Genomic DNA, 22352 nt, shown 5'->3' with positions numbered 1-22352 from the left:
TCTCGTGAAACCCAGTTCGCAGAACGCTCTTGCGGGGTGCGACTCTGTGTGTGAACACGACCAGTCGGACGGGACCGAGCGGGGCCTCGGATCGATCAGTCGGGCCCCGACACGGTCCGACGATCCGACAGTTCACACATGACACGGACACGAAGACACGACACCGACGCCGAGACACCGGAGGAGTCTGCCACGGGGCGGCGAGCGTTTCTCGCAGCGGTCGGTGCGGGCACGACACTCGGACTGGCTCGACCGGTGACGGCCGCGGGCGCGAGTCGAGAGGGGACCGGTGTACCGGTGGCGTCGCCGAGAGACGGATCGCTCGCCGCCGGGTACACACACACAGGCGCAGCCTCGACCCGAGACTCGCCTCCGACGGGGGCGAGTCACACTCGCGACACCGCCACCCAGAATCTCACGACCACCCCCGACGGGACGGCGTCCGTCGGCGAGCGTGTCGACGCCGCGCAGATCCGGGCGCACCTCGACGACCTGCTCCCGGCGGCCCTCGACGAGCACGACGTTCCGGGAGCGACGGCGGCGGTCGTCGCGGGCGCGGACACCGTCACCGCCGGGTACGGGTTCGTGGACCGTGCCTCGGAGACACCAGTCGACGCCGAGCAGACGGTGTTCCGCGTCGGCTCCGTCTCGAAGCCGTTCGTCGCGACGGCCGTGATGGACCAGATCCAGCGTGGGAACCTGGCGCCGGACGATCCGATCACGAGCCACCTCGACGTGCCCGTCGACGACTACCGCGGCGAGGTCGCCACGATCGCGGAGTTGGCGACACACCGCGGCGGGTTCGAGGCGACCAACCGCGGGATGTGGATCACCGATCACGATGCGTTCGCCTCGCTACCGACGTACCTCCGCGAGCACCCGCACGCCTGTGTGCGACCGCCCGGTCGTGTCGGGTCGTACGCCAACTTCGGCTACGCACTGCTCGGACAGGTGCTCGCGGCGACACGGGACGCGCCGTTCCACGAGGCGATCGACGCGACGCTGCTGCGTCCGGCCGGGATGGACCGGAGTAGCTTCCGGCAACCGCTCCCGGACCCTCTGGAACGAGCGCACGCGACGAGTCACGCCAGTACTGGAACGTATCCGGACGGGACCTTCCCGCTACTCGGACTCACCCCGGCCGGATCACTGTCGACGACGGCACCGGACGCCGCGCGGTTCCTCCGGCTCCACCTGAACGACGGGGTGCTCGACGGCAGTCGCGTGCTGGCACCGGGGACAGTCGCGGCGACCCACGAGCAGTGGGCGACACACCACGAGGAACTGTCCGGGACGGCCTTCGGTCTCTTCGAAGAGTTCCGTGGCGACGTGCGGATCCTGTCTCACAACGGCGCGACGGTCGGGTTCTACAGTTACTTCGCCGTGGTTCCCGAGTCGGACGTCGGACTGTTCCTCGCGTTCGACGCACCTGCCGGAGGAGCGGCCGCGGGCGACGTAGTGGACGAGCTGTTCGCTGAGTTGTTCCCGACGAACTCGGAGTCGAACGCGACGTCGAGTGACTCCGACTCCGAGCCGACCAACGGGAACGCGAGCGCGGACTCCGCGGATGCGACTCCGACTCCGGTCGACTCGCCCACCCCGGCGGACGCGCTCACGGGGACGTACCGGTCGCTCAGACAGTCGTACACCAGTTACGACAGACTGTTCAGCGTGTTGGACGCCCGGTCGGTGACCGTCGACGCGGCAGGGGACGGTACGCTGGAGACGACGGCCGATGGCGAGACGGACACGTGGATCGAGATCGAGCCACGCCTGTTCGAACACGTCGACGAGAACCGCCGGATCGCGTTCGGGGACGGCGCCGGCGACACGGACGACGTGACGACGGCACAGTACCTCTTCTGTGACGGCGGACCCACTGCACTCGGCCGTGTCGACGGGACCGACCGACTCTCTCTGCACGGTGCAGTCGGCGGACTCGCCGCTCTCGGCGGTCTCGGTTCGCTCGTCGGGTGGCCCCTCGCGGCGGCGTGGCGACACACTCGCGGTGACGAGCCGGAGAGTGACTCTACGACGGCCGAGGAACCGGGTGACAGGGCGGTGACGGGAGCGGAGTCGGCCGACGGAACTGCGGCGGCAGCGTCGGAGACGGAGGCGACGCCGGACGAATCGCCGGGGACCGAGACCCCCGACGGCGGGGCGGGAGGTGCCGGAGATGCCTCCCCCGACGAGTCGGATGGGTGGCGGGGGGCGCTCCGCGAGCGGTCGACTCGGGTGAAGGCGCTCGCCGCCGGTGGCTACCTCGCGGCGCTGGCCGGACTGGCGGGTCTGCTCGCCCACTTCGCCGTCGACCCGCTGACGACGCTCTCCACGCCGAGTGTGACGTTCCAGTTCGCGTTCGCCGGGCAACTCGTCGGCCTCGTCGCCGCCGCGGGTGCCGTCGCCGGACTGGCGCACGTCTGGCGGAGCGACGACTGGGGTGTCGTCGGGCGACTCTCGTACACCGTCGTCACCGCCTCACTCGTCGGGTTCTACTGGCTGCTGTGGTACTGGAACCTGCTCGTCCCGCCGATCTGACGCGGCAGCCTCCTCGGGTGGTGAGGAAGGTCGCGACCAACAACACGGTGTTGTACGCGCCGTGGGCCAGGATCGGGACGACTAGGTTGCGGGTCCGCTCGTAGACCGTCCCGAACACCACGCCGCCGACGGTGATAGTCGCCGCACCGACGAGCGCGCCGACGACGGAACCGCCGAAGTTCACGAGGTGGATCTGTTCGAACACGTGGCGGCCGCCGAGCGGATCGGCGTGCCCGGGGCGCGTATCCTCTCCGAGAGGTTCGGGTAGTCTGGTCGGGGGGTTGCGGTACCTTAGCCTACGACGCCGACGTCTCGAAGACGGATCCGTCCCCCGACCGCGACACACGAAGACCACGTTCTCAGAGACGGGCGTCCGAGTCATGGTAGCTGACACCGACGACCACCAGAGGTATCCCGCAGCCCGCCGAGACGCTGTCCGTGACACACGACCCCGACGCGGCCACGCTCGGCTCGATCGGCACTCCAGATGCCGCGAACGCGACGACGCTCTTGCTCCTCGGGAGTGGCGAACTCGGCAAGGAACTCGTCTTCGCGGCCCAGCGGCTCGGCGTCGAGACGGTCGCGGTCGACCGCTACGAGAACGCGCCGGCGATGCAGGCGGCCCACGACGCGCGAACGATCGACATGACCGACGCCGACGCGCTCCGCGCAGTCGTCGAGGACGTGGAGCCGGCAGTGATCGTCCCGGAGATCGAGGCGGTGGCGACGGCCGAACTCGAACGACTGGAGGCGGACGGCTACGACGTGGTGCCGACGGCGGAGGCGACGCGACTGACGATGGATCGCGAGTGGATCAGAGAGTTCGCCGCCGAGGAGGTGGGCGTCCCGACGAGCGACTACCGGTTCGCAGACGGCGAGGACGCCTACCGGGCGGCGCTCGACGAGATCGGTCGCCCGGCGGTGGTGAAGCCGACGATGTCCTCCTCTGGGAAGGGCCAGTCCGTCGTCCGCGAGGGCGACGATCCGGCCGACGCGTGGCGGACGGCGACGGAGGGGTCGCGGTCTGACACCGGTCGCGTGATCGTCGAGGAGTTGGTCGACCTCGACTACGAGGTGACGCTGTTGACGGTGCGTCACGCCGACGGGACGACCGTCTGTCCACCGGTGGGCCACCGGCAGGTGGACGGCGACTACCGCGAGAGTTGGCAGCCACACCCGATGGACGACGAGGCCGCCGCGGCGGCCGAGCGGATGGCCCGCGCGGTGACCGACGGACTCGGCGGCCACGGCATCTTCGGCGTGGAGTTCTTCGTCGTCGACGGCGAGGTGTTGTTCAGCGAACTGTCGCCGCGACCCCACGACACGGGACTCGTTACGCTCGCCACGCAGTCGCTCGACCAGTTCGAACTCCACCTGCGTGCGATCCTCGGACTCCCGATTCCGGCGGTCCGGCTGGAGACGCCCGGTGCGAGTGCGGCGCTCGTGGCCGACGAGCCGTTGTCGGTGCCGGCCGTCGACGGCGTCGCCGACGCGCTCGCCGGCCCAGCCGTCGACCTGCGACTGTTCGGAAAACCGGACGCGTACGCCGGGCGCCGGATGGGTGTGGCGGTAGCCGCGGACGACGACACCGAGGGCGCTCGCGAGCGGGCCAGCGAGGCGGTGGCGGCGCTGACGCTGCGCGACGCAGACGGCGCCTCGGCTGCGTCGGAGTGAGTACGAACTGGGTCTCGTCCGGGAAAACTACTACAAGTGATACACTACTCCGACGAGAGAGGTTGTTTACTTTTGAAAGAGATAGGTAGTTCCAATTTAACCGTCGTTCCACCGTGTGTGTTTTCGGCTACGGACACTGCCCCCCCGATACGTCGGGTGAGCCACTGCATCGTCCACAGTCCGATGCCTGTGCTGTGAGCCGTCGGTGTCTCTTGAGCCTTCTCTAACGAACGCTTCTCTAACTCGGGGATTCCAGGTCCGTCGTCTTTGATGCTGACAACAGCGCGGTCCGATCTTGACGATGGCGCGGTCACTGAGATGCTCAACTCCGGTGCCTCACAGTGTTGGAGTGCGTTCTCAATAGGAATCTGAAAGATCACGCGAAGGACCTCTGGGTCACCGGTCACCGTCACGTTGTCGCCGGTGACGTTGATATGGGCCTCGGGAAACTCTTCGCCGTATTCGGTAACTAGGGCATCAATAACCGAGGTGAGTTCGATATTATCCACAGTGTCGATACGGTCAATTGCGTCGTCAAAGGCACGCACCTTCTCAGATAGCTCCGTGAGGTCTACCGAGGCAGTTCTGATCATATCAACACGCGTCTCAGCCTGTTCTACAGACGATTGTTGTAGGTCAGCCAATAATTTCTCCAACAGGCGAACCTCGGACTGGAGATCCCGGCCCTCTTTTGACGCCTTCTCGACCAATCTCAGTGGATTTTGCTCCTCTGTTTTTATTTTTTCCGGAATATTGAGTTTCTCAAGCTCGTCCTTCACCAGATCAGCATGCCCAAGTATGACATTCGCACGGTTCCTGATATTATGACGTAATACCCGATTCATCACGCTGAGCCGCTGCTCACGTTCCTTATCAACCGTGATGTCTCGGAGGACACCGCGGATCTTCTTTGTTCCCTTTTGTTCGACACGCTCTCCAGCCACACGGACCCAGCGTTCGTACCCGTCAGCCGTCCGCCGCCTGGCCTCGATCTCGAACGGAGAGCCTTCCTCCCGACAAGCGGTGATTGCGTCACGAATATCTTGACGGTCATCGGGGTGATACAGTGTGATGACTTCCTCTAGTGGGAGGGGATAGTCGTCATCTCCGTGCAGTTGGCTCATGCCGGCCGTTCCCCTGACGATGTCTGTCTTGAGATCAAGCTCCCAACCGCCGATGTCCGCCAGTTCCTCGCTTCTAACCAGCCATTCCAGTTGCTCTTCGCGAGACTTCACATGAGTGATGTCGTCGAGTCCGACAACGACACACTCAACATCACCTCCCTCATCCAACACCGGAGCAGAGTGGCTTGAAAGCCATTTTTTTGTTCCATCAGGAAGCACAATCCAATGTTCCAAGCCAAGAACTGGTTCTCCAGTCTGTAGGACTTTCGTCACTGGGTGCTCGTCGGAAGCAATCGGTGTGCCGTCGTCATATGTTATATTCCACTCTTGATCTTTGTACGTTCGATTAGTGATTTCTTCTCGCTCTAGATTAAGGATATCTTCGGCACGCGCATTCGCCCGTGATATGTTCCCAGACGGTTCTACGATAACGATACCAATGGGAGCGACCTCGAATACCCGGCTAAGTATATCACGATCACGCTGTCTGTCTATTTGCTGGGTAGTGTCTTCGATCGTCAACAACGCAAAGCGGGGCTCTCCGTCACCGACTGGACTCACCGTCCCCTCTACTTGTCTCGTTTTTCCCTCGACGCCGATTTGAATGTCGGCCAGCCGTGTCTCTCCACAGTCGAATACCTCTTCGATGGTGGTACGGAGATGCTCAACCTGAGAGGACCGAAGCGCGTTCCACAGCGTCTTGCCTGTCAGCTCTTCGCCGTCATAGTCGAGTAACTCGTGGTCGCTGTCGTTCCGGAGTTCCTTAACGACAAGACCGTCCGAGTCGATTAAAAACGCAACCTCGGTTGTGGCCTTAAGAAGGCTTTGAAAAATCAGTCTGGTTGGCGGGGTCTCACTCATGATTCGTCTCGCATCTCAGAGTGATAATCTGCCCAAGCAGACTTGAGCTTTTTGCCTCTGTTGAACTCCCCTTTTTAGATGTACTCTCGACTGAAACAGCTGACCGGTGAAGAGTGCGTATTGATCGTCGAGGATTCTGTCAACTTAGAGGAGTGTCTGGATAGTCGTGCGAGATACAGGGCGCGTGTCGGGTACCCCGAAAAGAGGTACTGGCTATTCTTTTTTATCAAAAATATATAGCATAACTTCACTACTCACAAAACTATATAAATTAGTTGCAATAACTCTGAGCGTACATAGCCGACACGATTCCTACTACATATCGAGCAGTTTGAGCACGAGGTGATCGACCGTGGACACGACTGGTGAGTCAGACGACAGTACCGAGCGTACACTACACATCTGGTTCCGCGACGGGGACGACGGAGATCTTGAGCGCACACTCACAGTGCTCGACAGAAGAGAGTGGCCGTCTCCTGCGTTCGGGGTCGTGTACACGACCCGGCGTACCTCCGCCGCGTCACTAGACCGAAGTCACTCGCGTTGCTCCGGGCTATCGTTCGACACGAGCCCGTAAGCATCAGGGAGACAGCCCGTCTCGTCGACAGAGACGTGAGCCGGGTCCACCGGAACCTGACCGAACTGGCCGAGTTGCACCTGCTCGACCTCGTCGACGAGGGGAACGCGAAGCGACCGGTCGTGTGGTACGACGGCGTCAGTGTCGACCTCCCGCTCGTGGACACCGGTGAGTCGGGCGAAGCGTCCGCGTGAGATCGCCGAGAAGGGCTGCTGGGACGCCTCTGTGTCCCCTGTCTCGGGTCTCGTCCCGATACCTGCGGATTTAGGTGACCGGCGACGAACAGTCCCGACAGACCGACGGGGCCGGGCCCACCCGGGTCCGTCACGAGCAGGAGTCAACGACACATGTCGGACGACGAGACGACGCGAGTTACGGCCGAGCGAGAGCACGCGGAGAGTGACGACAACACGGAGACCGATCCTGATACGGAGATCGAAGAGGCGGAGCGTGACCACGGCACGGCCGCCAACGCCAGTACCAGAAGCGGGCTGGCCGCGTCGGACACTGACCACACAGATGGCTCGCCTGCCCCGAACGCCGAACGACTCCAGTCTGAGTTGGAAGCGGCGAACGAACGGATCGCGGAGTTGGAGTCGGCGCTCGCATCCGAGCGCGAGCGCGCAGACGACCTGGAGGACAGACTCGCCGAGAAACGGGCGGAGGTCGACCGCTACGTCGAGCGCAAGGAGGCGGAGTTCGAGGAGCGGAAGGCCGCCGCGACGGCGGAGTTGGTCGCGGACCTCCTCGCGAACGTCTGGGGGCCGCTCGACCGGGCGCTGGACGCCGAGGACCCGGAGACGCTCCGGGAGGGCGTCGACCTGACCCGCGAGGAGTTCCGGCGCGTGCTCGCGGAACGCGGAGTCGAGGTCCTCGACCCGGAGCCAGGGGCACCACTGGACCGCGAGCGACACACGGTCGTCCGGAGCGTGCCACACGACGAGTACGAGCCCGGCCGCGTCGTCGACGTGGAGCGACCGGGATTCCGGATCGACGGCGCGGTCGAACGCGAGGCGCGTGTGTTCGTCGCCGAGGAGTGAGCCACAGAGGAGTCCGCAGGCAGCCACCGCCGTCCGACCCGGATCGACCGCACGACGGCACCGACTGTGTGAGACCCGTCGACACCCAAGGCTCATGTTGCCCGGCGCCGACCGAGCGGACGTATGACTTCCATCGGGATCGACCTCGGGACGACGAACACCGCGGCCGCGGAGAAGGTGGGCGACCTGCCGAAGGTCGTCGACTTCCAGGGGGAGCGGACGATGCGGTCCGTGGTGGCGTTCACCGAGGGCGACGACGAGGTGATCGTCGGCAACGACGCGGTCGGCTACGTGGAGACGGACCCCGAGGCGACGTTCGAGTCGTTCAAACGCGAGATGGGGACGGACACGACGTACGCAGTCCCCGACGGCTACACGATCTCGGAGTTCACGCCGGAGATGCTGTCGGCGCTCGTGTTGCGGAAGGCGGTCGCGACCGCCGAACAGTCGCTCGGCAGCGAGGTCGACAGCGCCGTCGTCACCGTCCCGGCGGACTTCCCGGAGCCGGCACGGCGAGCGACGGAACGCGCCGCCGAGTACGCGGATCTGGAGGTGTTGCGACTGCTGCCGGAGCCGAGTGCCGCCTGTGCCGCCTACGGACTCCGCGAACGCGAGGACCCGATCGAGACGGTCGCCGTCTACGACCTCGGGGGCGGCACCTTCGACATCAGCGTCGTCGAGATCGTCCCCGAAGCAGATCTCTACGAGGTGCAGGGCACCGACGGCCGCCAGCAACTCGGCGGCGACGACTTCGACGAGCGGCTGGTCGAACATGTCGCCAGCGAGTTCGAGGCCGAGACCGGAATCGATCTGCTGGACGACCACCAGGACCGCGAGCGGCTCCGGCAGGCCGCCAAGAGCGTGAAACACAAGCTGTCGAACGCCGACGAGGCGGAGGTACGCGTCCCGTTCGTCAGACCGGACACGAACCTCGAACAGACCGTGACGCGCGAGACGTTCGAAGACCTCACGGCGGACCTCGTCGACGAGACGATCGACGTGTGCGAGGGGCTGTTCGAGCAGCTGTCGGTGGGTGTCGACGACGTGGACACAGTCTTACTCGTCGGTGGCTCCTCGAAGATGCCACAGATCGAGACGGCCGTCGAGGAGTTCTTCGGCCTCGAACCCTCGAAGGAGGTGAACCCGGACGAGGCCGTCGCGATGGGTGCCGCGGAACAGGCGGCGGTCATCTCGGGCCGGTCCGGTCTCGATCCGGACACCGAGGACAGTGAGGGACTCGACGGCGGCGGCATCTTGGGCGTCGCGCCGGACCCGATCGGGATTCGCGTCCACGACGGCTCGTTCAGTCGGATCATCGACGACAACGAGACGCTGCCGGTTCGGGCGGTCGAAGACGGCTACAGTACCATCGAGGACGGTCAGGAGAAGGCGAGTATCGAGGTGTACCAGGGGGAGTCGGACGTGGCCGAGGAGAACGAGGCGATCGGCTCGTTCGTGTTGGACAACATCCGCGACGCGCCCGCCGGCGTGCCGAACATCGCCGTCGAGTTGGAGCTCGACGAGAGCGGTGTCTTGCGCCCCCGCGCCTGGGACGAGTCCGTGGGTGAGGAGGCCGGGGCGGGCCTGGACGACGGCGTCGAGATCTCCCACGACGAGGCGGAGTCGGAGGCGGACGTGGCCGCGATCCGCGACGACCTGCCGACGGTGAAGTGACCAACGAAGACGACTCGACGACGACAGGAGACGACAGGATTCGATGACGGAGGCACCAGTGAGCGACGACGCGCCGGAGGTCGACCCGACGGCGGAGACGCCCCACGAGTGTCTGGGACTCCCGCCGGAGCCGTCCAGAGCGGCGGTGAAACTCGCGGCGGCGCGAGCGAAGTCCGCGTTCAACCCGGACGGCCACCCGGAGGAGCAGAAACGCGTCGCGCGGGAGTGGTTCTACGTCGTCCGGTCCGCCGAGGCGGCACTGTTGGAGGACGGGGAGTTCCCGCCGTCGTCCGTCGACGTGCACGCGTTGACTGCGCCGTCCGCGGCGGCGGGCGACGCCGAGACGGACCGGGACGAGCGAGGTGGGGACACGGCGACGCCGAGCACCGCGACGGGCGAGGCGGGAGCCTCGTCGACTGCCGACGGACACGACTCCGGAGCGACGGCCGCGGGGACAGACTCGGAGACGACTGGAGCCGGACGCACCGGCGGCGAGGCGGCGACCCAGAGTCGACCAGTGGGTGTGTCCGTCGATCCGAGACGCGTGATCGTCGGTGAACCGGTGAGCGTCTCCGTGACGGCAGGCGGCGACCCGGTGGCGACGGCGCGTGTCGAGACCACCACCGGACAGACGGTCCGCGTCGCGGACGGGTGGGGGACGTTCGTCCCGGAGACACCCGGCGAAGTGACCGTTCGAGCGACCACCGGGGACGGGCCGGTGAGCGACGGCGACCCGAGCGGCACGGCGGCGACGACCGTGACTGTCGTCCCGGACGAGGGGTTGTCCGTCGTGCCGCGGCGCGAGACGGTCGCCGTCGGTGAGCCCGTCACCGTCGATGTCCGCGACGCGGCCGGGAACCGCGTCGACGGCGGTCGTGTGGAGGCGGTGGTGGGTGACCACGCGGCGGAGGACCTGTCCGGCCCAGCCGTCGACGGAGCCGCTGCGGAGGCGGGACCGGCGTCGTCGGACCGACTGACACACGGCACCGGGAGCGTCGCGTTCGACGAGCCGGGCGAGCGGACCGTCGCCGTCCACGCCGGCGGACGGACGGCCACCGCGACCGTCGACGTCGTCCCCGCGGTGGTGGACTTGGTGATCGAGCCGTCGGCGGCCCACGTGACGGCGGGCGAGACGGTCCGGATCGCGGTCCGCCGACGGTTCGACGGCCGACTCGTCTCGGGGGCGAGTGTCCGCACCGACCGCGGCCACGAACGCGTCGCCGAAGGGGGTCGAGTCAGCCTGCGACCCACCGAACCGGGGCCGCTGCGGGTGACGGCGACCTACGACGCGGGGACGACGACCTACGACGCCGCGGAGACGACAATCGAGGTCGGACGACCCGCGCGTCGGATCGCGGTCGAGTCGCCCGACAGTGTGACGGCTGGGGAGGCGTTCGCGGTCGTCGTCCGCGACGACCGCGGCGAGCGCGTGTCGGGGGTCCCCGTGAGCGTGCGGCCGGCGGAGTCGAGTGACGGCGCTGGCTCCGAGCAGGGTGAGTCCGTCGTCGCCCGCGACACGACGGACACCCGCGGTCGGGTGACACTCTCCGTCTCGGACCTCGGGGCCTACCGAGTCGTCGCCGGACGCGAGCCGACGGCCTCCGACACGGACGACGGACCGAGCGAGACGGGACCGGAGGCGTCGCGCGTCGTCCCGACGAGTCGGCCGCTCGAAGTCACGGAGCAGACCACGCAGTTGGCCGTCGCGGTCGTCGACCCGCCGACGGCGGACGACCCGGCCGCGTCGCTCGTCGTCCGCGACCAGCGTGGGACGCCGGTGGCGGGGGCGACGGTCGCCGTCGGCGACGCGGTGGGGGAGACCGACGACACCGGCCGAGTCAGACTCTCGGTCCCCGAGAGCGGCAGCTACCCCGTCACGGTCCGGAAGACGGGCGACTACGAGACGGTCGGCGACACGCTCACCGTCTCGGTCGACGGCGATCGGTGACGACTCCACGTAGCGACGGACGCGACGTGCCAGTCGGTCGCCGGACGGCGAGTGTGTGACCCACAGTTACGGCCGCAATTGTTTTTCCGAGGACCGCTCCCCGATCGAAGTGTGATCGTCGGACTTCCGCTGGTGTTGGGATTGTCCTTCGACGGGACAATCTCACGACTCGACGGGGTGATCCTGCTCGTCGGGTTCGTCGTCTACATCGGGTACAGCTACGTCAGGCGCCAACAGACGACCGCAGACGGCCCGCCGAGCACGAACGTCGGCCGTGACGTGGTCGCCACCGTGTTGTTATTGGGACTCGTGCTCGCCAGCGCCTCCGTGTTGCTCGCGGTCGTCGAAGACGTGGTCGCCGGTGTGGTGCTCGGCGGGTCGATGGTCGGGGTGTTGACGCTCGGAATCGCCTCCTCGTTCCCGGAGCTGGGGACGGTCCTTGACGGCGTCAGACGACGGACACCCATCGTGGCCGTCGGGACGCTGATCGGCAGCAACGTCGTCAACCCCGTGTTGGGGATCGGCCTCGGCGGCGCGATCTCGACGTACACCGTCCCGACGGCGGTGATCGTCTGGGACCTCCCGTTCAAGATCGTCGCCGCCGTCGCCCTCGCGGGGTACGCCCGCTATCGCGGGAACGCCCTCGACCGCCGTGTCGGGATCTACCTCGTCGGCGCCTACTTCCTCTACATCACCGGCCGGGTGTTGTTGTTCCCGGGCCAGTGAGACGGCCCCCACGCTCATCGCACCGGGGTGTGACGAGATGTCACACATGGCGACCGTCGACGACGAGGACGCTGGGGAGGGTACCAACCGCGACGGGGAGACGCCGACGACGGTCGCCGACCAGACGGCGGCCGTCACCGAGGAGACGACGGTCACCGAGGAGGGTTCGGAACTCGAACGCTCCATCGGACTCGTCGGCGGACTCTCCATCGGCGTCGGGACGATGATCGGCGCCGGGATCTTCGTGTTCCCGGGGTTGGCGGCCGGGCGTGCCGGCCCGGCGGCGGCCGGCTCGTTCGCCATCGGCGCGGTGATCGCACTCCTCGTCGCGTTGCCGGCCTCGGAGTTGGCGACCGCGATGCCGAAGTCGGGCGGCGGCTACTACTACTACGTCTCGCGGGCGCTCGGGACGCTCCCGGGAGCCGTCGTCGGGATCAGCATCTGGCTCGGGTTGGTGTTCGCGACGGCGTTCTACCTCGTCGGCTTCGGCAACTACGCCGCCGCGGTGCTGGCGGAGGCGGGCGTCCCCGTCGGCGGCGTGCCGGTGGTCGTCCCACTGGGACTCGTCTTCGGCGTCGCCCTGACCGCGCTGAACCTGTTCGGTACCGAGAACGCGGCCAAACTCCAGAACTACGTCGTCGGGCTGTTGCTGACGATCCTCGTTGTCTTCCTCGGCTACGGCGGCTTGGACGCCGTCGGCGTCTTCGGCCGCTCGACGACCCCGGAGTCGTTCCTCCCGTTCGGTCCGGTGCCGGTGTTCACGACCGCCGCGCTCGTGTTCACCTCCTACCTCGGGTTCGCACAGGTGGCGACGGTCGCGGGCGACATCAAACGTCCGGGCCGCAACCTCCCGCTGGCGATGGTCGGGTCGGTGCTGCTCGTCGGCGTGTTGTACGTCGCGACGATCTTCGTGGCGACGAGCGCGTTCGGCAGCGCTCGCCTCGCGGGGTTCGGCGAGACCGCGATCGTCGAGGTGGCACGCAACTTCGGCGGCCGGTTCGGAGCGATCGCGATCCTCCTCGCGGGGTTGTTGGCGACGGTCTCCAGTGCGAACGCCTCCGTGTTGTCGACCTCGCGGGCGATCTTCGCCGTCAGTAAGGACGCCATCGTCCCGCGTGGCGCGAGTCGGGTGAACCTCCGCTACGGGACACCACACGTCGCGTTGGCGATGGCCGGCGGGCCGGTGCTCGTGTTGGTCGCCACCGGCGAGGTGGCCGTGCTCGCGGAGGTGGCGTCGTTTCTCCACCTCGTGATGTACGGGTTGATCTGCGTCGCACTGCTCGCGATGCGTCGCGACGAACCCTCGTGGTACGACCCCGACTTCCGGGTGCCCGCACACCGACTCGTCGGCGGGGCCGGTGCCGTCGCCAGTTTCGGACTGATCCTGTTCATGCAACCGCTTTCTCAGATCGTTGGACTCGCGATCATGGTCGTCTCGGCCGTGTGGTACGCCTACTACGCCGCGGACGTGACACTGGAGGTGGCCTAGATGTCCGAGCACGGAGAGACGGACGGCACTGACGGGAGAGTCACGAACGCCGCTGCCGACGGGGACGAAAACGCCGCCGACAGGGACACGAACGGTGCCGACCACGGGGACGAAAACGCCGCCGCCGACGGGGACGCGGTCGCGATCCGCCGCCCGCCGACGGTGCTCGTCCCGGTGCGCGTGTTGGAGGGCCAGACACTGTCGGCGTCGCTCGTGGAGTTCCTCGCTCCGGCGCGGGTCGTCGTCCTTGGCTACCACGTCCTCCCGGAGCAGACCTCGACAGAACAGGCGGGGCTCCAGTTCGAGGAGCGCGCTCGCACGGCCGTCGACGACGTGGCGGCGGTGTTCGCCGAGGCCGAACACGAGACGGACGCGGGTGGCTCCGTCGAGACGCGCGTCGTCTTCACCCACGACCGCGACCAGACGATCGAGCGCGTCGCCGCCGAAGTCGAGGCGACGGCGGTGTTGCTCCCGAATCCGGCCGGCGAGATCGACGACGTGCTCGTCGCACTCCGTGGAGCCGTCGACACACGGCGACTCGCCGACCTCGTGGCGACGCTCGCCCACGAAGGTATCGACGTGACGCTGTTGGGGTACGAGAGCGAGTCGTTCGACGCCGCGAGCGAGGTGGATCGCGCTCGCCGACGGCTCCTCGACCGTGGGGTCTCAGCGACGCGACTCGCGATCGAGACGGGCACTTCCGAGGCGCCCGTCCGCGATATCGTCGAGCGCTCGGCGGAGTTCGACGCCATCGTCGTCGGCGAGGGTGGTCGAACACTGTTCTCACAGATCGTCGGCGACGACGCCGACCGCGTCGCCGCCGGTGCCGTCGCGCCGGTGTTGGTCGTCCGGAACCCACCCGTCGACGAGGCGTAGCCGACCGGCCGATCGCCGCTCGTCGAAACCGATGACTACGGCGAACAGTTAACAAAGTAGGCTGGAGAAGTTGTTAGAATCTGTCACCGAGAGTGGGGTCGACAACAGGCGAATTAATAGGTCCGGAGAGTCGAGGTGATCCTGATGACGAGGACAGACGAGGACCCGGCGGCCGGTGGTGACGCAGAGAGCGCCGACTGCGTCACGACGACTCTCGGGGTCCCGGAGATGGACTGTCCCTCCTGCGCGGAGACGGTCGAGCGCAGCCTCGAGGGACTGGACGGCGTCGACGGCGTCGACACACGTCCGACGAGCGGGACGGTGACCGTCGCGCACGACCCCGACGAGAGCACTCCGGACGCCGTGGCCGAGGCCGTGGAGGCGGCGGGATACGCCGTCGAGTCACAGACTGGAGCGGTGACGGAACGGTTCACGGTCCCGGAGATGGACTGCCCGTCCTGTGCGGAGACGGTGGAGAGAGCCCTCGACGACGTAGCGGGCGTCGCGAGTGTGGACACCCGTCCGACGAGCGGGACGGCAGTCGTGACGCTCGACCGCTCGCACACGTCGGCCGAGCGGGTTCGAGAGGTGATCGAGTCGGCGGGGTACGAGGTCACCGAGACGACGGCCGACGCCGAGACGGCGGGGAGTGCCGTCGCGGAGCCAGCGTCCGTCTGGCGGAGCCGGCGGGCGGTCGAGACGTGGATCGGTGCCGGGTTCACACTCCTCGGGTTACTGTTCGAGTTCGTGCTCCGTGGATCGAACGCGGAACTGTTCGCGGCAGGAGCGGTGACCCTGTCGACCGCGGACGTGCTGTTCCTCGCCGCGGTCGTCGCCGGGGGGCGAGAGATCGTCCGCGGAGGGTACTACTCGCTCCGGCAGCGGAGCCTCGACATCGACCTGCTGATGTCCGTCGCCATCCTCGGTGCCGTGACGGTCAGCGTCGGGTTCGGAGAGCGTCTCTACATGGAGGCGGCGACGCTCGCGGTTCTGTTCAGCGTCGCCGAACTCCTCGAGCGCTACTCGATGGACAAGGCACGCGACTCGCTGCGGGAGTTGATGGAACTCTCGCCCGACGAGGCGACCGTCCGCCGCGACGGCGAGACGGTGACGATTCCGGTCGAGGACGTCCGAGTCGGCGACACTGTCGTCGTCAGGCCGGGTGAGAAGATTCCGATGGACGGCGAAGTGGCCGACGGGGAGAGTGCGGTCGACCAGTCGCCGATCACGGGCGAGAGCGTCCCGGTCGACAAGCGAGCTGGCGACGAGGTGTACGCGGGGACGGTCAACGAACAGGGGTACCTCGAGGTGACCGTCACCGGCGAGGCGAGCGACAACACGCTCTCGCGGATCGTCGACGCGGTCGAGGACGCCCAGTCGAACGAGACGGACCACGAGCAGTTCGTCGAGCGGTTCGCGGGCTACTACACCCCGGTCGTCGTCGCCTTCGCGGTCCTCGTCACGCTGGCGACACCCTCGGTACTCGGCGTCTCGTGGACGGAGTCGATCGTCTACGGGTTGACGCTGCTCGTGTTGGCGTGTCCGTGTGCGTTCGTCATCTCGACGCCCGTCTCCGTCGTCTCGGGGATCACGAGCGGCGCGAAGAACGGCGTCCTGATCAAGGGTGGCGACCACCTGGAGGCGATGGGGCAAGTGGATGCCGTCGCCCTCGACAAGACCGGCACGCTGACGTGCGGCGAGTTGCGCGTCACCGACGTGGTGCCGCTGGGTGACAACACCGAGCGCGACGTACTCCAGTGTGCGCGTGGTTTGGAGACTCGCTCGGAACACCCCATCGGCGACGCCGTCGTCGACCGCGCCGAGGCGGCCGGGGTCGACGACCGGACGGTCTCCGAGTTCGAGAGTCTCACCGGGAAGGGCGTGCGGGCGGATCTCGACGGCGAGACGCACTACGCGGGCAAGCCCGGTCTGTTCGAGGAGTTGGAGTTCGACCTGAACCACGTCCACGCCGCGACGGACGGCGGCGTGGTGACGCAGACGAGCCAACGGCTCTGTGAGGAGAACCGCTGTCTCGACCTGCTCGACTCCGTCGTCCCCGACCTCCAGGCGGCGGGGAAGACGGTGATCCTCGTCGGGACCGAGTCGGAACTGGAGGGTGTGATCGCGGTCGCGGACGAGGTCCGCCCGGAGGCCGAGCGCGCGGTCGAGCGACTCCACGAGTTGGGTGTCGAGCACGTGGCGATGCTCACCGGCGACAACGAGCGCACCGCGCGTGCCGTCGCGGAGACGGTCGGCGTCGACGAAGTCCGCGCGGAGTTGCTCCCCGAAGAGAAGGTGGCAGCGATCAGAGAGTTGGACGAGGCGTACGACGGGGTCGCGATGGTGGGTGACGGCGTCAACGACGCCCCCGCACTCGCCACCGCCACGGTCGGCGTGGCGATGGGTGCCGCCGGGACGGACACGGCGCTGGAGACCGCGGACGTGGCGCTCATGGGCGACGACCTGTCGCGGCTCCCGTACCTCTACGAACTCTCACACGACGCGAACGGGGTTATCCGACAGAATATCTGGGTGAGTCTGGCCGCCAAAGCCGCCCTCGCGGTCGCGGTCCCGTTCGGACTCGTCCCCATCTGGGCGGCAGTGTTGATCGGCGACGCGGGGATGACGCTGGGTGTCACCGGCAACGCGATGCGACTGTCGCGGATTCGTCCAGAGGTGGCTGGAGACGGAGCGGCAGTCTCCGAGTGAGGCCACAGTCGGGGGAAGGTCCCGATCCGTCCGAACGGGTTCGGGACGGTCCCGCGTCGCGAGGCTCGTTCTCCCGGCTGTGGAACCTGAGACACCTCTTTTTCCCCGTCTCCCCTCGTCCCGAGTGTGAGGTGACAGACGATGCCCACCACCCGACGCACGACACTGAAGGCGCTCGGCACGACAGGAGTCGGCGCGGCAGTGGCCGGCTGTCAGGCCGGCTCCAGCGTCGACCAGGCTACCGAACGCGAACGACAGGAGAGTGAGACACAGCCGACGAAGCCGACCGCCGAGCGCGTCGCGGCGGACCCGACCGACGTGCCGGAGCCGATCGACCGGGACGAACCGAAACACCACGAGATCACACTGACCGTCGAGGAGGTGCGTGCGGAGGTCGAACAGGGTGTCGTGTACGACTACATGACGTTCGACGGGCAGATCCCGGGGCCGATGATCCGTGTCCGACAGGGTGACACGATCTCGTTCACCCTCGAGAACGCTCCCGAGAGCGTCATGCCGCACAACGTGGACATGCACGCCATCTACGGCACCGGTGGTGGGGCCGAAGCGACTCACGTGACACCCGGTGAGTCTGCCGCCGAGCGGTTCACGGCCACGTACCCCGGGGCGTTCATTTACCACTGTGCGGTCCCGAACATGGACTACCACATCTCCAGTGGGATGTTCGGGATGATCCTCGTCGAGCCGAAGGAGGGGCTCCCCGAGGTCGACCGGGAGTTCTACTTCGGCCAACACGAGCTGTACACGGACAAACCGGCCGGCGAGAAGGGGCACCACAAATTGGACATGGAGGCGATGAAGGCGGAAGACCCCACGTACGTCCTTCTCAACGGCGAGCAGTACGCGATCACGCCGAAGAAGTACGGTGCCGTCCAGGCGGAGCGCGACGAGACGGTCCGGGTGTACATGGTCTGTGGCGGGCCGAACCTGAACTCCAACTTCCACCCGATCGGGAACGTCTGGACGGAGGCGTACCGCGACGGAGGGTTGGCGAGTTCACCCGAGGAGTACCTCCAGACGGTGAACGTCCCGCCGGGGTCGTGTATGGTCGGCACGATGGACCTCCCGGTGCCGGAGACGATCAAACTCGTCGACCACGCCCTGACGCGCGTCGCCCGGAAGGGGATGATGGGCGTCGTCGCGGTCGACGGTGAACCGAACGAGGAGGTGTTCGACCCAGATCCCAACGCGTAGCGCCCGACTGGACCGCGACGACCGTCCCGACCGTGTAGCGACCGACCCGAGCGTGTAGTGGTCGACCCGAGCGTGTAGCGACCGATCCGACCACGTAACGCTCGACTCCGGCGGGCCGTCCCCGGAACTCCGACCCCGTCTCGACTCAGACTTCCTCCGGTGCGTCGTCGGTGAGGAACGCCTCGGCGGCCCAGTCGCGGATCACGCGACTCTCGGCGCGGTGGAGCCGCTCGCTGGCGGAGGACTTCGCCACGCCGACCGTCTCCGCCAGTTCCGTCAGCGTACACTCCCGGGGGGTGTCGTAGTACCCCTCCTCGATCGCCGTCACGAGGATCTCTCGTTGTGGCTTCGTCAACACCGCGGCGGGGTCGACGGACTCGTGGAGGTACAGCAGCTCGAAGGACATCCCGACCGTCTCCAGTTGGTCACCCAACTCCGAGATCCGGTCTCTCGTCGCCGTGACGATCAGCTCCGCCTCCCCGTCGGCCACGACCAGCGGCGTGTCGAAGGGGATCTGTGACGACTGGAGAATCCGGAGCAACAGCGGGCGGTCGGTCTCCACCTGCACGAGCGCGTTGTCGCCGACCACCCGCAGGAGTCCGATGTCCGTGACGGCCTCGTCGCCTTCGATCTCCTCGACGACGGTCCGGAGCTCCGGCGAGGTGACCTCGAGGAGTGCCGTCCCGGTCCCCGACTCCCCGTCCGTGAGTGCCGAGACCACCTCAAGTCGCGTGTCCGCGTACGTCTCCGTCACGCGCCGTGCCCACACGTCCTCGGGCAGCGTCACCGCCAACTTGGCTCGGGGCATACTGTGTGTTCCCACTCCCCCGTCTCGGTTCCACGCCCGAACCTGTTCGGGTTCGGGTTCGTGGCCGACGGCGTGCGGTGCGACGAGGTGAGGCACCCCCAGCCACCAGCGCGTGTCGCGTCACCCGTCGCCTCCGTCGAACCGGAGCAGTTCGCCGGCCGCCAGCTCGTGTTCGACGCGGTCGTCTCCGACCCGCGCCGTCACCGCACCCTCGATGACGTGGAAGTGGACCGTCGTCCCCGGGTGTTCGTGGAACGGGACTCGCTCGCCCGCGTCGAGCGCGAGGAGGACCGTCTGCGGGGCCGACTCGTGGACCACCGCGTGCGGCTCGGCGTCACCCGCGACCGCCCCGAGGTCGGTCACCTCCCCTCGCTCGGTGTCGTCGGTGTCGTCGGGGTGCCCCACTCTGTCGGACTCGGTCCCCGTCACGGCTCCACATCCGCGCTCGTCTCCGTCTCTGTTTCCGCCTCTATCTCCGCCCCTGCCTCCGTCTCTGCCTCCACCGCCACGCGGAGGACGTGGCCGCCACAGCCACATTGCTCGACGTAGGTCCAGTCGTCGACTGCGGGGTGGTCCGCGAGTCGGTCGACGAGGTACGACTCGGGATGCCCGTGTGTGGCGTGTGTCACCAAGTTCACGTGGTTCCCCGGGGCGGTATGGTCGATCGCGTCCAGTGCCGCCGCCACGAGGCGCTCGCGGTTCTCGCCGTGGCGTGGCTGCTCGAGGTTCGCGGACCACGACGTGTCGTGGACCCTGTCGGTCACCGACGCGTCGCTCGGTTGATCGCCGTTCGTGGGCGGTGTGTCGACTCTATCGCTCCGTTCGACTCGATCGTCGTCGTCATTCGTCGGTTCTGTCTGGGTCACACCCTCAGATTCCCGTCGTGCCCTCGTCAGTCCCGCCGCCAGTTCCGAGCAGCCGAGAGCCCGTCCGAACACGTTCGGGACACCACCGACGGGTGCGTGGCTCGAACGTGGAGCCATGCGTGTCGTACCCGACGCGGTGGAGACCGACGCCGGCCCGCCGCTGTCGATCCCACTCGCTCACTTCCTCGCGGCGCTCCCGGCGCTCGTCGGCGGGACGCTCCTCGTCGTGGCGCACGTCGCCGGGCGACTCCCCGTCGACGGACGGGCCGTCGTGGCACACCTCCTCTTGGTCGGGTTCGTCTGTGTCACGATCGCGGGCGCGCTGACGCAGTTCGTGCCGGTGTGGTCGGGCGTCGCGTTGCACTCTCGCCGCCTCGCCCGTTGGCAGGGGCGACTCCTCGTCGTCGGCCTCCTCCTGCTGGCGGGCGGTCTCTGGACCGTCGCACCGATCCCGATCACGGTCGGCGGCGTACTCCTGTTGTGTGGGTTCTGGCTCCTCTGCTACAACGTCGGTCGGACGTTGTGGACCGCCGCTCCGTGGGATCGGACGGAACGACACTTCCTCGCCGCGCTGGGGTTCCTGGTGCTCGCGAGCGTACTCGGCGTCCTGCTGGCCGTCGGCTACGCGACGCCGGTGTGGGGGCGTGCCGGTCTCGGCCGACTCGGCCTCGACAGACTCGCGGTGCGGAGCGCACACCTCACACTGGCTGTGTTCGGTGTCGTGATCGTCACGATCGTCGGCGCGCTGTCGCAACTGGTGGCGATGTTCACGCAGACCGACGCCGACGGACACGACCGCCGCCTCCAGTGGGTCGCGTCCGTCGCCTTCCCGGTCGGTGTGGTACTGCTCGCCGCCGGGCGACTCGCGAGTGCACCCAACGGCGAGACGGTCGGTCGGCTCGGCGGCGTCGTGCTCTGTCTCGGACTCGCGGCCGCGCTGGTCGCCGTCGGGCGCCGACTGCTGGCGAGTGTCGTCCCGTTCGGTGCGACGCTCCGGCGGTACGTCGTGGTCGTCGTGGCGGGACTCGGCTGGGTCGCACTCGCGCTCCCGACGTGGCTGGCCGCGCCGACGGCACCGACGACACTGCTCGGGCCGCCCGTCGCGGTGCCGCTGCTCGTGGGCGGTGTGATCGGCCACGTCGTCGTCGGGACGCTCTACCACGTCGTCCCGTTCCTCGTGTGGGTCGAGGTGTACAGCGACCGGCTGGGCTACGAGCCGGTCCCGTCCGTCGACGACCTCTACGACGGCCGCGTCGCGGTCGTCGACCTCTGTTGTTCCGCCGCGGGTGTGACGACACTCGTCGCGGCCGGATCGCTCGGCTGGCCGACGCCGGTCGTGCTCGCCGGGCTCTGTCTCCTCGCGACGAGTGCGGTGCTGGCGAGTGCGAACCTGATCGGCGTCGTCGTCCGGCACGACCCGGCGCCGCTCCGGCGACTGCTCCCTCGGTGGGTGACGGCGTTCCGGTCGTGACCGCTCCGTCGTCCGTCCGAGTCAGAATCCCGCGCTCCAGTCGGCGAGACGTGCGCCGACCCCGTCGCCGGTGTCGTCGCTCTCGTCGCTCGCGGTGGCGGTGTCGGTACCACTGTCGGCGTCGCCGGAGGCCGCTCCGCTCTGCTCTCCGCTACCGCCGACCTCACCCGACGCGACGAACTGTCGCTCCAACTCGCGGAGTCGGTCGTCGACCGCGGCGCTGTCGTGGTGTGTCGGAGCGACCCTCACCCGAACGAGCGCGTAGTCGTGCCGGTCCGCGAGGCCGTTCCACGCGCGGAACGCCCCGACGGTGAGCGTCTCCGTCTGCGGGCAGAACTCCGTCGTCGGTGTGAACTCGGCTCGGAGAACCGGTCCGTCGACCGCATCCAGTGGTGCCGCCCCGCCGTCCGCGTCCTCCCCGCCAGTGTCCGGGTGACCGCCCTCGCCGCCGGCCGACTGCTCGACGGCGTACCGGAACCCGGCCGTCTCGTGTCGCCGGTCCAGGTTCAACTCCGCCAGATTGTAGTCGAACGTCACGTCGTACACGCCCCGTTCCTCGAACAGCGTCCGCGTGAGTTCGTGGAAGACCACGTGGTCCTCGTCACGGAGGACGCGGTGTGGCTCGAGGAACGGTCCCGGATCGGGGAGGTGCTCGGGGACGAACGAACCACGGTCGTCGAACGTCGCGTCGCCGCCGCCGAAGGGTGTCCGGAGATTCATCGTCTCGACTCTCCCTTCGTCTCCTGTCACCGTAGG

General features: G+C 67.5%; 17 protein-coding genes and 1 pseudogene. 12 read left to right on the top strand and 6 right to left on the bottom strand.

The window, feature by feature from the left end:
• Window positions 1–138 precede the first annotated feature (138 nt).
• Window positions 139–2538 (top strand): serine hydrolase domain-containing protein, encoded by a 2400-nt coding sequence (locus RYH80_RS15215; RefSeq protein ID WP_370904871.1) that lies wholly within the window; start codon window positions 139–141, stop codon window positions 2536–2538.
• Here RYH80_RS15215 and RYH80_RS15210 read toward each other — a convergent pair.
• On the bottom strand, window positions 2471–2920 hold the full coding sequence (locus RYH80_RS15210) for a CPBP family intramembrane glutamic endopeptidase (protein ID WP_370904870.1): 450 nt from the start codon (window positions 2918–2920) through the stop codon (window positions 2471–2473). The two genes, RYH80_RS15215 and RYH80_RS15210, sit on opposite strands and share 68 nt — an antisense overlap.
• 56 nt (window positions 2921–2976) lie before the next feature.
• Between RYH80_RS15210 and purT the strand changes: the two genes are divergently transcribed.
• The gene (gene purT, locus RYH80_RS15205) at window positions 2977–4212 is read left to right on the top strand and encodes a formate-dependent phosphoribosylglycinamide formyltransferase (protein WP_370904869.1); all 1236 of its coding nucleotides are present in this window, start codon (window positions 2977–2979) and stop codon (window positions 4210–4212) included.
• Window positions 4213–4256: 44 nt separating this feature from the next.
• On the opposite strand, the gene RYH80_RS15200 is transcribed toward purT, so the two are convergent.
• A complete protein-coding gene (locus tag RYH80_RS15200) occupies window positions 4257–6197 on the bottom strand; it encodes a sensor histidine kinase (RefSeq protein ID WP_370904868.1) in 1941 nt (646 codons plus the stop codon).
• A 465-nt stretch (window positions 6198–6662) separates the two neighbouring features.
• Here RYH80_RS15200 and RYH80_RS20165 point away from each other — a divergent pair, with 465 nt between their 5' ends.
• The 9 genes from RYH80_RS20165 (at window position 6663) to nirK (ending at window position 18451) form a co-directional block, all read left to right on the top strand.
• Window positions 6663–6968, top strand: a complete 306-nt coding sequence (locus RYH80_RS20165; RefSeq protein ID WP_489753332.1) for an HVO_A0114 family putative DNA-binding protein — start codon at window positions 6663–6665, stop codon at window positions 6966–6968.
• Between the two features lie 153 nt (window positions 6969–7121).
• Window positions 7122–7814 (top strand): nucleotide exchange factor GrpE, encoded by a 693-nt coding sequence (locus RYH80_RS15190; protein ID WP_370904866.1) that lies wholly within the window; start codon window positions 7122–7124, stop codon window positions 7812–7814.
• A 123-nt stretch (window positions 7815–7937) separates the two neighbouring features.
• A complete protein-coding gene (locus RYH80_RS15185) occupies window positions 7938–9488 on the top strand; it encodes an Hsp70 family protein (RefSeq protein WP_370904865.1) in 1551 nt (516 codons plus the stop codon).
• A gap of 43 nt (window positions 9489–9531) precedes the next feature.
• Window positions 9532–11436 (top strand): hypothetical protein, encoded by a 1905-nt coding sequence (locus tag RYH80_RS15180; protein WP_370904864.1) that lies wholly within the window; start codon window positions 9532–9534, stop codon window positions 11434–11436.
• 111 nt (window positions 11437–11547) lie between these two features.
• Window positions 11548–12162 carry a sodium:calcium antiporter gene (locus RYH80_RS15175; protein ID WP_370904863.1) on the top strand — a complete coding sequence of 205 codons (615 nt, stop codon included), beginning with the start codon at window positions 11548–11550 and terminating at the stop codon, window positions 12160–12162.
• A gap of 37 nt (window positions 12163–12199) precedes the next feature.
• On the top strand, window positions 12200–13651 hold the full coding sequence (locus RYH80_RS15170) for an APC family permease (protein ID WP_370904862.1): 1452 nt from the start codon (window positions 12200–12202) through the stop codon (window positions 13649–13651).
• On the top strand, window positions 13652–14527 hold the full coding sequence (locus tag RYH80_RS15165; RefSeq protein WP_370904861.1) for a universal stress protein: 876 nt from the start codon (window positions 13652–13654) through the stop codon (window positions 14525–14527).
• 144 nt (window positions 14528–14671) lie between these two features.
• Window positions 14672–17236 (top strand): heavy metal translocating P-type ATPase, encoded by a 2565-nt coding sequence (locus tag RYH80_RS15160; protein ID WP_370904860.1) that lies wholly within the window; start codon window positions 14672–14674, stop codon window positions 17234–17236.
• 141 nt (window positions 17237–17377) lie between these two features.
• A complete protein-coding gene (nirK, locus tag RYH80_RS15155) occupies window positions 17378–18451 on the top strand; it encodes a copper-containing nitrite reductase (RefSeq protein ID WP_370904859.1) in 1074 nt (357 codons plus the stop codon).
• 145 nt (window positions 18452–18596) lie between these two features.
• Here the strand turns inward: nirK and RYH80_RS15150 are convergent, their stop codons facing one another.
• The 3 genes and pseudogenes from RYH80_RS15150 to RYH80_RS15140 all read right to left on the bottom strand — a co-directional run.
• Window positions 18597–19259, bottom strand: coding sequence for a helix-turn-helix domain-containing protein (locus RYH80_RS15150; protein ID WP_370904858.1), 663 nt, complete (start codon window positions 19257–19259; stop codon window positions 18597–18599).
• A 120-nt stretch (window positions 19260–19379) separates the two neighbouring features.
• Window positions 19380–19688, bottom strand: coding sequence for a cupin domain-containing protein (locus tag RYH80_RS15145; RefSeq protein ID WP_370904857.1), 309 nt, complete (start codon window positions 19686–19688; stop codon window positions 19380–19382).
• Between the two features lie 68 nt (window positions 19689–19756).
• Window positions 19757–20023: pseudogene (locus tag RYH80_RS15140) on the bottom strand (CGCGG family putative rSAM-modified RiPP protein); the annotation flags it as partial.
• A 217-nt stretch (window positions 20024–20240) separates the two neighbouring features.
• Here RYH80_RS15140 and RYH80_RS15135 point away from each other — a divergent pair.
• Window positions 20241–21596: a hypothetical protein gene (locus RYH80_RS15135; protein ID WP_370904856.1), complete on the top strand. Its 1356-nt coding sequence runs from the start codon at window positions 20241–20243 to the stop codon at window positions 21594–21596.
• A 21-nt stretch (window positions 21597–21617) separates the two neighbouring features.
• On the opposite strand, the gene RYH80_RS15130 is transcribed toward RYH80_RS15135, so the two are convergent.
• On the bottom strand, window positions 21618–22316 hold the full coding sequence (locus RYH80_RS15130) for a DUF7998 family protein (RefSeq protein WP_370904855.1): 699 nt from the start codon (window positions 22314–22316) through the stop codon (window positions 21618–21620).
• Between the last annotated feature and the right edge of the window lie 36 nt (window positions 22317–22352).

Source organism: Halobaculum sp. MBLA0147, assembly GCF_041361345.1.
Taxonomy (GTDB): domain Archaea; phylum Halobacteriota; class Halobacteria; order Halobacteriales; family Haloferacaceae; genus JAHENP01.
Note: the sequence above shows the minus strand (reverse complement) of the source record. Positions and strands in the feature narration are given on the sequence as shown.

What these genes read in the sequence shown, in the direction of transcription:
- RYH80_RS15215 (WP_370904871.1), top strand. Translation starts at nt 139, where the DNA reads ATGACACGGACACGAAGACACGACACCGACGCCGAGACACCGGAGGAG.
- RYH80_RS15210 (WP_370904870.1), bottom strand. Translation starts at nt 2,920, where the DNA reads ATGACTCGGACGCCCGTCTCTGAGAACGTGGTCTTCGTGTGTCGCGGT.
- RYH80_RS15200 (WP_370904868.1), bottom strand. Translation starts at nt 6,197, where the DNA reads ATGAGTGAGACCCCGCCAACCAGACTGATTTTTCAAAGCCTTCTTAAG.
- RYH80_RS15190 (WP_370904866.1), top strand. Translation starts at nt 7,122, where the DNA reads ATGTCGGACGACGAGACGACGCGAGTTACGGCCGAGCGAGAGCACGCG.
- RYH80_RS15185 (WP_370904865.1), top strand. Translation starts at nt 7,938, where the DNA reads ATGACTTCCATCGGGATCGACCTCGGGACGACGAACACCGCGGCCGCG.
- RYH80_RS15180 (WP_370904864.1), top strand. Translation starts at nt 9,532, where the DNA reads ATGACGGAGGCACCAGTGAGCGACGACGCGCCGGAGGTCGACCCGACG.
- RYH80_RS15170 (WP_370904862.1), top strand. Translation starts at nt 12,200, where the DNA reads ATGTCACACATGGCGACCGTCGACGACGAGGACGCTGGGGAGGGTACC.
- RYH80_RS15165 (WP_370904861.1), top strand. Translation starts at nt 13,652, where the DNA reads ATGTCCGAGCACGGAGAGACGGACGGCACTGACGGGAGAGTCACGAAC.
- RYH80_RS15160 (WP_370904860.1), top strand. Translation starts at nt 14,672, where the DNA reads ATGACGAGGACAGACGAGGACCCGGCGGCCGGTGGTGACGCAGAGAGC.
- nirK (WP_370904859.1), top strand. Translation starts at nt 17,378, where the DNA reads ATGCCCACCACCCGACGCACGACACTGAAGGCGCTCGGCACGACAGGA.
- RYH80_RS15150 (WP_370904858.1), bottom strand. Translation starts at nt 19,259, where the DNA reads ATGCCCCGAGCCAAGTTGGCGGTGACGCTGCCCGAGGACGTGTGGGCA.
- RYH80_RS15135 (WP_370904856.1), top strand. Translation starts at nt 20,241, where the DNA reads ATGCGTGTCGTACCCGACGCGGTGGAGACCGACGCCGGCCCGCCGCTG.
- RYH80_RS15130 (WP_370904855.1), bottom strand. Translation starts at nt 22,316, where the DNA reads ATGAATCTCCGGACACCCTTCGGCGGCGGCGACGCGACGTTCGACGAC.